The 10550-nt window shown below is 52.6% G+C and carries 18 protein-coding genes; 12 read left to right on the top strand and 6 right to left on the bottom strand.

Annotation, left to right across the window (positions count from 1 at the left end):
* The coding region (locus HOM51_02710; GenBank protein ID MBT5033410.1) for a hypothetical protein at positions 1 to 143 on the bottom strand (143 nt) is incomplete at its 3' end.
* A gap of 451 nt (positions 144 to 594) precedes the next feature.
* Here HOM51_02710 and HOM51_02705 point away from each other — a divergent pair.
* Positions 595 to 1224 carry a sel1 repeat family protein gene (locus HOM51_02705; GenBank protein MBT5033409.1) on the top strand — a complete coding sequence of 210 codons (630 nt, stop codon included), beginning with the start codon at positions 595 to 597 and terminating at the stop codon, positions 1222 to 1224.
* 31 nt (positions 1225 to 1255) lie between these two features.
* Here HOM51_02705 and HOM51_02700 read toward each other — a convergent pair whose 3' ends face one another.
* The 4 genes from HOM51_02700 to HOM51_02685 all read right to left on the bottom strand — a co-directional run bounded on the left by HOM51_02700 (position 1256) and on the right by HOM51_02685 (position 4177).
* Positions 1256 to 1678, bottom strand: coding sequence for a hypothetical protein (locus tag HOM51_02700; GenBank protein MBT5033408.1), 423 nt, complete (start codon positions 1676 to 1678; stop codon positions 1256 to 1258).
* 94 nt (positions 1679 to 1772) lie between these two features.
* The gene (locus HOM51_02695; GenBank protein MBT5033407.1) at positions 1773 to 2537 is read right to left on the bottom strand and encodes a hypothetical protein; all 765 of its coding nucleotides are present in this window, start codon (positions 2535 to 2537) and stop codon (positions 1773 to 1775) included.
* Positions 2538 to 3269: 732 nt separating this feature from the next.
* Positions 3270 to 3437, bottom strand: coding sequence for a hypothetical protein (locus HOM51_02690; GenBank protein MBT5033406.1), 168 nt, complete (start codon positions 3435 to 3437; stop codon positions 3270 to 3272).
* A 230-nt stretch (positions 3438 to 3667) separates the two neighbouring features.
* Positions 3668 to 4177 carry a helix-turn-helix transcriptional regulator gene (locus HOM51_02685; protein ID MBT5033405.1) on the bottom strand — a complete coding sequence of 170 codons (510 nt, stop codon included), beginning with the start codon at positions 4175 to 4177 and terminating at the stop codon, positions 3668 to 3670.
* 127 nt (positions 4178 to 4304) lie between these two features.
* On the opposite strand from HOM51_02685, the gene HOM51_02680 reads away from it, so the two are divergent.
* The 8 genes from HOM51_02680 (at position 4305) to HOM51_02645 (ending at position 8818) form a co-directional block, all read left to right on the top strand.
* Positions 4305 to 4760: a hypothetical protein gene (locus HOM51_02680; protein ID MBT5033404.1), complete on the top strand. Its 456-nt coding sequence runs from the start codon at positions 4305 to 4307 to the stop codon at positions 4758 to 4760.
* Positions 4757 to 4987: a hypothetical protein gene (locus tag HOM51_02675; protein ID MBT5033403.1), complete on the top strand. Its 231-nt coding sequence runs from the start codon at positions 4757 to 4759 to the stop codon at positions 4985 to 4987. The genes HOM51_02680 and HOM51_02675 overlap by 4 nt, the downstream gene beginning before the upstream one ends.
* Positions 4984 to 5124, top strand: coding sequence for a hypothetical protein (locus HOM51_02670; protein MBT5033402.1), 141 nt, complete (start codon positions 4984 to 4986; stop codon positions 5122 to 5124). The genes HOM51_02675 and HOM51_02670 overlap by 4 nt, the downstream gene beginning before the upstream one ends.
* The gene (locus HOM51_02665) at positions 5121 to 5981 is read left to right on the top strand and encodes a DUF1376 domain-containing protein (protein ID MBT5033401.1); all 861 of its coding nucleotides are present in this window, start codon (positions 5121 to 5123) and stop codon (positions 5979 to 5981) included. Before HOM51_02670 ends, HOM51_02665 begins: the two co-directional genes overlap by 4 nt.
* A gap of 19 nt (positions 5982 to 6000) precedes the next feature.
* Positions 6001 to 6633 carry a hypothetical protein gene (locus HOM51_02660; protein ID MBT5033400.1) on the top strand — a complete coding sequence of 211 codons (633 nt, stop codon included), beginning with the start codon at positions 6001 to 6003 and terminating at the stop codon, positions 6631 to 6633.
* Positions 6634 to 7074: a terminase gene (locus HOM51_02655; protein ID MBT5033399.1), complete on the top strand. Its 441-nt coding sequence runs from the start codon at positions 6634 to 6636 to the stop codon at positions 7072 to 7074.
* Complete coding sequence (locus HOM51_02650; GenBank protein MBT5033398.1) at positions 7067 to 8377, top strand: hypothetical protein; 1311 nt, start codon at positions 7067 to 7069, stop codon at positions 8375 to 8377. The genes HOM51_02655 and HOM51_02650 overlap by 8 nt, the downstream gene beginning before the upstream one ends.
* Before the next feature lie 195 nt (positions 8378 to 8572).
* On the top strand, positions 8573 to 8818 hold the full coding sequence (locus tag HOM51_02645; protein ID MBT5033397.1) for a hypothetical protein: 246 nt from the start codon (positions 8573 to 8575) through the stop codon (positions 8816 to 8818).
* 32 nt (positions 8819 to 8850) lie between these two features.
* Here the strand turns inward: HOM51_02645 and HOM51_02640 are convergent, their stop codons facing one another.
* Positions 8851 to 9354, bottom strand: a complete 504-nt coding sequence (locus HOM51_02640) for a hypothetical protein (GenBank protein ID MBT5033396.1) — start codon at positions 9352 to 9354, stop codon at positions 8851 to 8853.
* Between the two features lie 117 nt (positions 9355 to 9471).
* On the opposite strand from HOM51_02640, the gene HOM51_02635 reads away from it, so the two are divergent.
* The 3 genes from HOM51_02635 to HOM51_02625 all read left to right on the top strand — a co-directional run.
* Entirely contained in the window at positions 9472 to 9915 is a 444-nt protein-coding gene (locus tag HOM51_02635) for a hypothetical protein (GenBank protein ID MBT5033395.1), read from the top strand.
* A complete protein-coding gene (locus HOM51_02630) occupies positions 9912 to 10229 on the top strand; it encodes a hypothetical protein (protein MBT5033394.1) in 318 nt (105 codons plus the stop codon). Before HOM51_02635 ends, HOM51_02630 begins: the two co-directional genes overlap by 4 nt.
* Positions 10230 to 10239: 10 nt before the next feature.
* Positions 10240 to 10550: MFS transporter (locus HOM51_02625; protein ID MBT5033393.1), on the top strand; the 311-nt coding region annotated here is incomplete at its 3' end.

Below are 10550 nucleotides of genomic sequence, written 5' to 3'. Positions count from 1 at the left end.
TGGTCGTCGGTTTTTAGGAAGGTGGTTTCGGGGTCGAAGCCTTGGGATTTTAGGTCGGTTTCGAAGCGCTGTTTAATTGCGTCGGCGGAGAGCGACGGGTATTCGAGTTCTGGCGCGTGTTTGGTGAGGCGGCCCGGGGTCACGGGGTGACCCCTGTATTTTAAAAAACGGGGACACCCCGTGGCCCCGGGACCATCCGCGCTGGTTTCCGCCCACGAGCGTCTGAGCTCCAGGAGGCCGAGTTCCTTAGCGATCTGGTGGTCGCCCCAAAATTACCTGAGTGCATGAAGTAGGTCTTATAGGCCTTGATGTAGTCCTCACGGAGTTCAGGCATGACCTTGCGCGGTTTTGGGAGCGGCGGGATGACGGGCCGTTCTGGGAGAGGCGGAGTAGGGCGTAGAGGATCTGGGAATTGTGGATTGTGCAGCAGAAAGAAAATTCTAGGCCTAATCCTTCCATATATCAGTCTGAAGCGTAAAATATAAACGACGGGTCTGGTTGAGGGGTATTATGATGCGGTTCTTTATAGCGATAATATTAGTGATAGTGCCACTGGCGGGAGCATTTGCGGGGTCTTATGAAGACGCTGTGGATATGCTTAACGGAACTGATAATTCGGTCGCCATAAAGATGTTTCTACCTTTCGCGGAAGCAGATCATGCTGGGGCGCAGGTCAAACTAGCGTCTCTTTATCGATTTGGGATTGGGGTAAATGAAGATATCGCTAAGTCCGCATATTGGGCGATACGTGCGGCGGAAAATGGCCATATTATGGGAATGATTATGACATCCACAAATTACATTATGGGGACCGGTCTGGAAAGAGATTTCAAAAAGAGTGCAGAATGGTCCCGCATAGGGGCTGAATTGGGAAATTCAACATCTCAAGTCGCTTGGGGAACAGATTTGTTGCACGGACGTGGCGTGAAAAAGGACAGAGCACTAGCGGCTACTTGGTTTGAACGTGCAGCGGAAACCGGGCGCGCGATGACATTTGAAGGGATTGCCCTTGCCTATTCAGCCGGACTTTTAAGTGGATCACATGTCGCCGAAGATTACGAGAGAACCATGTACTGGTCGGAGCGCGCACGTCAAGCGGGCGGATTGACGGGCAAAGGAAAGTTGGAACATTGGCGCAGTAATTTTGCTTGGCGTTGCCAACAGTTGAAGGCTCAATCCCAACCTTTGCCAATGAGTTGTGCAAAATTAACTTCAGATCGATAGTTAGTTCTTTTGCTAGAGTAGAATTTTCTATCTAACCGACAAAACTGCACTGTTTTTTGATAATTTTTTGATGTTCGTACAGAGCACCATGTTTTGCATTGTATCGATCCAAAGCTACGCTCGCGACAGTCGCTGACCATTCGGTTAGATCGGCTTCTGCATTTGCAATTTGCGCGTCAGCTAATCTGTATTCTGTTAATGCCTCTAGATAAAACGGATCGTATTCACGTTCATAAAGTTCTTTGCAATGCTTCGCGCTCCGATCAATTTGATCCGATGACTCTGTTAGGAGATGTGGCCCTCCGTTGAATTTTAGCAGATCTCTCAATCCTTTAATTTTCTCTTCAATTTCTTTTTGGCTCATTGAGGGTGAATTTTTGTTCGGCGAATTTTCTGTGTTTTCAAGATCATCTTCACCCAATCTATCCTCAATATCAGCGCTATCATCGCTCATGGCAGTTCCATCATCTTCGTCAGGGTCAAGAACGTTACCAACGTCTTCCAGGCGGTTGTCTTCCGTTGATACTTCAACGACTTCGCCTATAAATTTAAAATCGTCCCCCCCCCTCCATGTCGTCGTTAGCAGGCGCCTCCCCCGCCACCTGAAACAGCCCCTCATTCGGTTTCCATCTGAGGGCTGCGCCGTTGGGGAGGGTCAGCGCCTCGCCGTTGACAGTGAGCGCGTACGTTGGGTGCATGGTTTTGGATTGGGTTCGGGTTAGGTCGTCGGTTTTTAGGAAGGTGGTTTCGGGGTCGAATCCTTGGGCGGCTAGGTCGGAATTGAAGCGTTGTTTAATGTCGTCTGCGTTGAGCGACGGGTATTCGAGTTCTGGCGCGTGTTTGGTGAGGCGGCCTGAACCGTCTGCGTTGGTTTCGGCCCACGAGCGTCTGAGCTCCAGGAGGCCGAGTTCTTTGGCGATCTGGTGGTCGCCGGTGTGCATGAAGTAGGTCTTGTAGGCCTTGATGTAGTCTTCACGGAGTTCAGGCATGACCTTGCGCGGCTTGGGTAGGTTGGGGATGACGGGCCGCTCCGGGAGTTGTGGGTCTGGGAGTTTCTGGTCTGGCGACTCTGGCAGCTTCGGCTCAATAGGGTGGCCGGGCAGGGGATCAGCAGGGAGGGCAAAGTCCATGCCCGTCCCAATTTCTCCCGCAATTTCCTGGGGGCGACCCACCTGCCCGGCCTGATCCTCTGACATGCCGGGAGGGGAGGCAGGGCCAGAGGTGTTATGTGAGGTGTTATGTGAGGTGTTAGGTGTGGTGCCGGGTGTAGTGTTGGGTGTGGTTAAGAAGGTGTCATCTTGGTACTTATTCATGGGGAGATCCTATTTCGCGACTGACGCTGAGTCTTAGGCGGTTGATTTGAGTTTCTGATTCAAATGTTGATCGGAACGTACGAAAAAACAAAACAAAAGTCAAACGAATAAATCGTACATACGATATTATTCGTACAAATCAATGCAAACCCATTGAAATAAAGCTGCGACTCGGGAATGTCGGAAGGGCGGAGTGGGCATGCTCTTAAAAAGACATAAAGTCTGGTGGTTAAGAAAAATGAAGAAATTTTGGAAAAATAAAAAAATACCCCTAATGGGGGATAAAGTTTTCACTAATCCAATTGAGATAGAAGGATAATTTAAAATTTCATAGCAACCGACCGTGATGCACGGAAGACTAAAACCTGACCTTGGTCAGAGTGCTGTAGAACATAGCTCGCCATTTGTGGCTTAAAAATATACCCGTGTTTGGTCTTAAACATAGCGAAGGAGCGACGCAAAAAATATGGATTCGGTGCAAAAAATCAGAATTGCTCGCTCAACCTTCGGATATTTATGCAGAAACTAAAATAAATTTTTAGTTTATTTTTGAACCCAATTGGCGCAGGAAAGACCAAATAAAAGCAGAATTGATGGGTCTCAAAAGGCTTCCAGCGGCAGCTGATTTGGGAAGATCCAGCAGCCGTATTCGGACGAATAACGGCTGCTGTTCTCTTCGGAATGAGACTCAAAATAAGGGCGATAACGCTTATTGGAAGCCATTTTTAGTCCTTAGTTTGGTCCCTGTAATATCCATTGTATGAATATTAAGGCGACCGATATTGAAAGTGTGGCGACCAATGCTCCGAAGACAGCGGAAGGTCGGTGCAGGAACACCACCTTTTCTGGGAAGAGTGCTTCGGCAATGATCGCTTTAGCACGGGTTTTCTCTAATGACATTTTCTTACCCCTGTTCACAATGTAATAATGGCTTCACAGCGTAGCGCTGTTGGGCCGGCAGCCGGGCGACGGCCTAACTGTTGGGTCGATGGCTTGTACATCGATGGTCGGCGGGTGCCCGCCCGCCGATCCCCTAATTTGGGGGTAGCGCGAACACTAGTCAAACGCGCAAAAGTTGTCAAAGCCCTGCCTGTGGATAACCCGTAAATTGTGAAAAATAATTTTTGAAACTACTTTTGCTCGTAAAGTAGGTTGTAAAGGCGTGCGATCATCTTGCCTTTACGGGCCGGGTCGATGGGCAGTTCCATCTCGTCGGTTAATTCTTCCACTGCCTGGGCGACGGCTTGCAGTTTATCGACATCGACACCGACGGTTGCTTCGCTTTCCAATGCATTAGAGGTCCCCGACACTTCAAATCCCGGAGATCTTTCTGATCCACCTGAATCGCTAAATCCCCTGTTATTTTGTTCCCATCCGCCGCCTTGAAAACCCGCCAAAGCCATGACTTCCGCAGGGTCTATGCCTTTGGTTTTAAAGATTTCCGCAAGATCAGAGCACAGCCCGGTGTCCAGGTAACGCTTGGTGTACTTCTTCCCTTCGTAGTGCTGATAGGACGATGCGGGAATGCCAAGAGCATCAGCCAATTTACGGACGGAGAGCCCGCTACGACTGCGAATTTCTTTGAGCCTTTGGGCAACGCTACCTTGGTTCGTATTGGGATCGGGATTTGGTTGATTCATGGCACACTTATAACAGATTTCGCACGCGTATGAAAGAAAAACGATAATTTCGTTTGACAAATGTACGAACTATTCGTACGTTTCGATCACAATGAAACCGAATTACAATTCAATATTTCTCCCTGAAGTGGCCGATAACGGATCTGATTCTGAATCCTGCAGGGGTCTGTTAGCGGAAGCGCTTCGCGCATATGTAGGGCCGGGCCGGGAGTGGTCTTCGGACCTGTTGGACGCTGATTTGGGGGGTCCATCAGGAACTGTCGATACTTTCATTCGGGAACAGGCGACCCCGGACATGGCGGTCTTATGGCGATTGATTGCTGTGTTGCCGATTGAATTTCTGGCGATGTTGTTGCTGCCGTTGGGCATTAGGGGCGTTGCCAGGACCAATCGCACCCAATCCGCGACCATGACCTTGGATGGACGGGTGGCGGAATTGGCTGCCCTGACGGGTTTGCATCTATCGACCACGGAATTCGCCGCTCCTGTATCACCAGAACAAGTCGCCGTCATTCGGGCGCTGTCGCACCGCTGCGACATATTTTTAACCTCACATGACCGACTTGAAGGAGCAGGACGATGAAAACCCTTGGTGCTGAGATGGAGGGCGAAATTGTCTCTCTTTATAAGACCCGAGAATTTGGGCTGCGTGATCTGAGTGAATTGTTCGGTCTCGGCCTGCACCAAATTCGCAACGTGCTGCAACGCCATCGTGTGGTGATGAACAAGTCCCATTCGCGTCTGTCAAAGAAAGCCAAGATGCAGGCGGAATTATCTGCGCATCGGAGTTTCCCGGGGAGTGGGCAATGATTAAGGCGTGGAATGAAACCTTGGCGATGATCCGCGAGATGTGGGCTCTCGTTGTCTTGGGCGGGTTTTGTGCGGCGGGATGGTTTGCCGGAATGTTCGTGTTGGCGGCCTTGGTGTTGGAGATTGCGCTTAGATGAGGGACGTAGCTGAGACCCCAGAAATGGGCAACGAGATGGGTAATACCGCGAAGGCGATTTGGATCAAATGGTACCCGAAGGAAGCCTTGGACGGCATGGTGCAATTAGAGCCGCTGGAGGAATTGGCCTACCGTCGTTTGCTTGACCTTATATATGTCACTGGCAACCGGGTTGTCGATGACGACCGCAGGCTTGGCCGCATGACCAAAACAGGCCGCAGGTGGAAGCAAATTAAATCGGCGTTGTTGGCGTTCGAAAAAATCTACGTCAAAGACGGCCTTATCCGAAACAAAAAGTGTGACGCGATCCTGGCTCAGTACGGGCGAGATATGGCGCAGAAAAGTGCCGCCGGAAAATCAAGCGCCGGAAAGCGTAAGAGCTTGAGTCCAAACAAATCCACCTCAACGGACGATATGTCTGTCGTTAGATCGAGCACGGCAACGAAAGCAGCAACGAAAGCGACACGAAAGAAAGAGAGTCAGAGTCTAGACTCTTCCCCTAAAGGGGAAGGGGCCTGTTCCCCTAAAAAACCAATTCTTAGGCGGAAGCGTTCTGCTTTGCCGGAGGACTGGACCGTGCCACCGGAATGGCTGGAAGCCGCGAAGGCATATTCGGACGAGCGCGACCTCAGCGGCATCGATTGGGCGGACGAGGCCGCCGGTTTTCACGCCTACCACACCGCGCGTGGCAGCATGATGGCGCTTTGGAAAAGTGCCTGGACGACGTGGGTTCGAAATGCGGTGAAGTGGTGCCGGGAAGATGCGTCCGGCAAAGCGCGGTCCGCAAAAGGAGTGCGCGGCGGGGCCATGGCCGATGCCTTCGGTCGGCTGCGCGATGATTTAAAACAACCGAGCTAACGGGAAAAGGATTTTTACAATGCGCCCCTTAACCAAACAATCTTCAGGCCAGGATATTTCCAGTCGGGAACTGGCTTCAATATCCGGTCCTTTCAGTGGCTGCCCGTTGACGTACTGGCACCGCGCGCGACTGATGCCGGAAGCCCATGACCGGCTGGATGAATGGACACGTCTGATTGCTGTCGACGACTGTTCCGCAATCATTGAAGAATTAAAAACGGCGCTGATTCCAAGTGGACCAGAGGCAGCCCTGCGTCAGGCGGAAATTCTGATCGGCAGCTACCCTGCGCGCGAGGTCATGAACGCGGATATTTTTGTACGCGCGGTGACCAGCGTGCTGGCCGAGGCTCCGAAGGATGTCGGGCCTGCAGTGGTGGATTATCTGACGCGAACATTAAAATGGCTGCCGACCCGCGCCGATGTTGCGAAGGCCGTGGATGACAGGGTGCGCCCGCGACAAACCGCACTTCGTTGCGCGCGCGATCACCTGGACGAACATGCCCGCCGTAACACCGAGGGAGCAGGAGATCCAAAGCCAAAGCGATGGTCTGATCTCAGCACCGCCCAACGACAAAAGTTCGATGCTAAATTAAATCAAGCCCTGGCGCATGCCGTGAAGGGTGTTCCGCCACAAGGCGAGGAGGCTGTCTAAATGCCGGGCAACGTAAAATTCACCCGCCGCTTGCAAACAAATTTTTTAACCCGCCTGAAAAAAACCGGCAACGTCAGGGCATCGGCTGACAAAGTCGGAATGTCGCGATCCAGGGTGTATCAATTTAGGGAGCAAGACCTAACCTTCGCAGACAAGTGGGACGAGGCGATGGATGACTACGTGGCCACCTTGGAAGCCGAAGCTGATCGACGGGCGATAGAGGGAAACCAGAAGAAGGTATTCTATGGCGGCAAGGAAATTGGCACGACCCAAGATTTCTCCGACAGCTTGCTGATGTTCCGGCTGAAAGCGCTAAAGCCGGAACGCTATCGTGAGCGCAAGGACGGTAAAGAACCTGGCAACGTGACGGTGATCCGCAAAGTTTATAGGGATGTTGATGGGCCTGAAAATGGGAGCCGGGATGGGAATGGGGATGAATAATATTGCCATCCCCAACCGCTGGGACCCGCGACCTTATCAGTTACCCGCGTGGCGCGCCTTGGAAGGTGGCGTCAAGCGCGCGGCGTTGATTTGGCATCGCCGCGCGGGCAAGGATTCATTCGGCCTCAACTGGACGGCGTGTGCGGCCCATGATGCGGTCGGAACCTATTGGCACATGCTGCCAACCATCCGCCAGGCGCGGCGGGTGATTTGGGACCGCCTGGATCGGGAAAGCGGCGAAAAATCTCTCGACCTGGTGTTCCCGCCGCGTCTGCGCCGCGCCAGAAACGAGACGGAGATGAAGATCGAACTCAAAAACGGATCGATCTGGCAACTGTGCGGATCTGATAACTATGACCATTTGGTCGGGGCCGATCCGTTGGGCGTGGTGTTCTCTGAATACTCCTTGGCCGACCCGGCGGCGTGGGATTACATCCGGCCTATCTTGGCCGAAAACGGGGGCTGGGCAATGTTCATCTATACCCCGCGCGGGCGCAACCATGGCTACCGTATGCTGCGCCTGGCTGAACAGAATCCGGACTGGTTTACGCAAGTGCTGACCGTCGATGATACCAAACGCAAGAACGGATCGCCGGTTATAAACAAATCGGCGATTGACGAAGACCTGCGCTCGGGCATGGCCGAAGACATTGTTAAGCAGGAATATTGGTGCAGCTTCGACGCGGCTTTTCACGGCGCGTACTATGGCGCGCAGATGGAGAAGGCGCGAACGGCGGGCCGCATTCTATCGATGCACGCCGATCCACAGCAGCCTGTTGAAACTTGGTGGGACCTGGGCGTTGCCGATTCCACATCGATTTGGTTCGTGCAGTACGCCGGTCATGAAGTCCATGTGATTGATTACGAAGAAGCGTCTGGTGAAGGGCTCGCGTACTACGCCCGCCTGATCCAAAACAAGCCATATGTTTATTCTCGTCACATCGCGCCGCATGACATTCGTGCGAGAGAATCTGGCACCGGTAAAAGCCGAGAAGAAGTTGCACGCTCATTGGGCCTTCGGTTTGAGATCGCGCCAAAACTCAGCATCGCCGACGGCATCGACGCCGTCCGTGCGATCCTGCCACGGTGTCACTTTAATTCAGATGTGTGCGAAAGAGGCATCGATGCCCTGACCCTCTACCGAAAGGAATTCAACGAGAAGACAAAGACGTTCAAGGACCATCCCCTGCACGATTGGACGTCTCATGCGGCAGATGCGTTTCGCTATGGGGCCACGGCACGAAAGAAGGGGGCAGGGGCGGGCCAAGTTCATCAGGCCGATACGGGGTTTAGTGTGTTGTGATGGGGGAGGTGAACTTTACTCAGCGGCCTTCGAGACGCGCGCGTTATTATCGGTGGGGACACCCCACACCCCGTGGGCGCGCTCCTCAGGATGAAGGTTTAATTTATTGTTCTCCCCCACACTTCATCCTGAGGAGCGGCATCGCGGCATCTCGAAGGATGGATGCTGAGACACAGCCTGTCCGAGGACTCTCCCATGGGTGACGTCGTGACAATCGGCACCAAGAAGGCGGAATTTGTTTCAGGCGTTGGCAATCTTTTTAACGACGCGATTGAGGGGGAGGTTACCGGCGTGCTGGTTGTAGCGCTGACGCGGGAGGGGGATGTATTACGCATGCGCGGCGGAAATTGGAAGGACGATACCTTCGCCCTGATTGGCGGTTTGGAAGGCATAAAATTCTGGCTGTTGGACGAGATGGCGAAGGAAGCCGAAAACAAATGATGGTGCTAACGGAATCCGGCGACGACGAAAAATTAATTTTTCTTCAGGCTGCCTTCACGGGTCAGACGAATAAGTTCCTGACGCAGTTCACGAATGCGCTTGGCTCTTTGTTCCTCAGTCATGGGAAGAACTTGATGGGTGGTTTCACCCCCGGCCGCCGTCATCATATTGGCCAATTCTTCGACGCTGGCTTCGAGTTTTTCCACGTCTTTGCGAATCGCCGGAATGTCGGTTTCGCTAACCGTCTGTTGTGCGCGGGCATTCATTTCGTCAAGCGTAACACCCAGCGCTTTCAGACTCTGGTCCAGGTCTTGGGTTTGTGCGCTCAGTCCCCCCAAGCGCTTTTCAAGGTCCGCCGTCGTGCCGTTTGGAGAAACGCTGGAGGTTTCCATCCAGGCAGCGACGGCAAAGAAGCAAACCGAAATGGCATAAAGGGAATAGGGTATCTGTGTCCGGCGGACGGTCGCATATACCGCACATCCAACGATGACAGTGCCAATTATGGCGATCCATAGCTCTAAAGCAGGAATCTGCATAGTTATATTTCTGAACTAATTGGTGTGGATTCTTTAAGTCAACTTAATCCCTCACTAGTTAAGTATTCGTTTATGTCAAATAAAGCAAGTAATTCTTCCAAAAGAACGGGTAGCGACATGACACTAACATGGTACATTATTTTTTCTGATCCTGATCCGTTGAGCGATGTTCCCCGTCGCCGAGATCGTTGGCTTTATTCGATGTTGATGCGATTGAAGCCGGGATTTCGCCATTGCTACGCCATGCGCCGGGCGGAAAAGTTCGAGGGTTGGATCATCATCAATCCAGTCTCCGGCTGCGTTGATGTCCAAGAAGTCGATGATCTGAAGCTAACCGTGGCGGGGAATGCATTCTCTAATTACGCGCATTTTGTCGATGCCATGGTTGCGGCTGGGCAGGCATTCCGCGTCGAGTCACACCAACAATCAGGACGGTATTGGAAACCACGCGGCCTGTTTTCCTGTGTCGGGGTGATCAAACACCTGTTGGCGATGGAGGCCCCGTGGGTCTGGACACCGTGGCAGCTTTATAAACATTTAGGGGGAGACACCGCACAATGAGATCCTTTCGCCGCGACCCGGCCATGGCAGAAACCATAAAACTGGCGCGTCTCAATGGTTGGTCGTGGAAGGCTATTTCCAGCCACATCGGCCTTGGTCGTACCAAGATCAACGAGATCATGGAAGCAGAACGCTACGCCGATGAACCGGAACGGGTCCTGGGGGAGCTCATTCACGACATGATTGCCGAGGCCCCGGAAGCCTTTGATAAACCGCATAGATTTTCTGTCGTCGTCAGGGGCTGCACGGTGGCTAAGATTAGCATCGAAGGAGACATCAAAAAATCGTTTGGAGTGGAGGAGGCGGCAACGTAAACTCCCGCCCATGCCTGAGACCCCCTCAAAAGAAGCTGAAAAATCGCCAGAAAAATCATCGGATCATGTGGCACCATCTGCCTGGAGCCCGTTTCGGCATTCGTTGTTCGCCATCATGTGGACCGCGACCATGGTGTCGTTGGTCGGGACCTGGATGAACGATATCGCGTCTGGGTGGCTGATGGCGGAAATGACGAGTTCTCCGACGTGGGTGGCCTTGGTGCAGTCTGCTGTGTCGCTGCCGATCTTCTTGTTTGCCTTACCCGCCGGCGCATTGGCTGACTTGGTGGATCGGAAGAAGGTTCTGGCCATTATGCAAAC

This window comes from Rhodospirillaceae bacterium (genome assembly GCA_018660465.1).
In the GTDB taxonomy this organism is placed as follows: Bacteria; Pseudomonadota; Alphaproteobacteria; order Rhodospirillales; family JABJKH01; genus JABJKH01.
This window is presented reverse-complemented; position numbering and strand designations above follow the sequence as displayed.

Bases quoted from the DNA above. Each gene is read 5' to 3' on its own strand.
- HOM51_02705 (MBT5033409.1), top strand. From the start codon at position 595: ATGCTTAACGGAACTGATAATTCGGTCGCCATAAAGATGTTTCTACCT.
- HOM51_02700 (MBT5033408.1), bottom strand. From the start codon at position 1,678: ATGAGCGATGATAGCGCTGATATTGAGGATAGATTGGGTGAAGATGAT.
- HOM51_02695 (MBT5033407.1), bottom strand. From the start codon at position 2,537: ATGAATAAGTACCAAGATGACACCTTCTTAACCACACCCAACACTACA.
- HOM51_02690 (MBT5033406.1), bottom strand. From the start codon at position 3,437: ATGTCATTAGAGAAAACCCGTGCTAAAGCGATCATTGCCGAAGCACTC.
- HOM51_02685 (MBT5033405.1), bottom strand. From the start codon at position 4,177: ATGAATCAACCAAATCCCGATCCCAATACGAACCAAGGTAGCGTTGCC.
- HOM51_02675 (MBT5033403.1), top strand. From the start codon at position 4,757: ATGAAAACCCTTGGTGCTGAGATGGAGGGCGAAATTGTCTCTCTTTAT.
- HOM51_02670 (MBT5033402.1), top strand. From the start codon at position 4,984: ATGATTAAGGCGTGGAATGAAACCTTGGCGATGATCCGCGAGATGTGG.
- HOM51_02665 (MBT5033401.1), top strand. From the start codon at position 5,121: ATGAGGGACGTAGCTGAGACCCCAGAAATGGGCAACGAGATGGGTAAT.
- HOM51_02660 (MBT5033400.1), top strand. From the start codon at position 6,001: ATGCGCCCCTTAACCAAACAATCTTCAGGCCAGGATATTTCCAGTCGG.
- HOM51_02655 (MBT5033399.1), top strand. From the start codon at position 6,634: ATGCCGGGCAACGTAAAATTCACCCGCCGCTTGCAAACAAATTTTTTA.
- HOM51_02650 (MBT5033398.1), top strand. From the start codon at position 7,067: ATGAATAATATTGCCATCCCCAACCGCTGGGACCCGCGACCTTATCAG.
- HOM51_02645 (MBT5033397.1), top strand. From the start codon at position 8,573: ATGGGTGACGTCGTGACAATCGGCACCAAGAAGGCGGAATTTGTTTCA.
- HOM51_02640 (MBT5033396.1), bottom strand. From the start codon at position 9,354: ATGCAGATTCCTGCTTTAGAGCTATGGATCGCCATAATTGGCACTGTC.
- HOM51_02635 (MBT5033395.1), top strand. From the start codon at position 9,472: ATGACACTAACATGGTACATTATTTTTTCTGATCCTGATCCGTTGAGC.
- HOM51_02630 (MBT5033394.1), top strand. From the start codon at position 9,912: ATGAGATCCTTTCGCCGCGACCCGGCCATGGCAGAAACCATAAAACTG.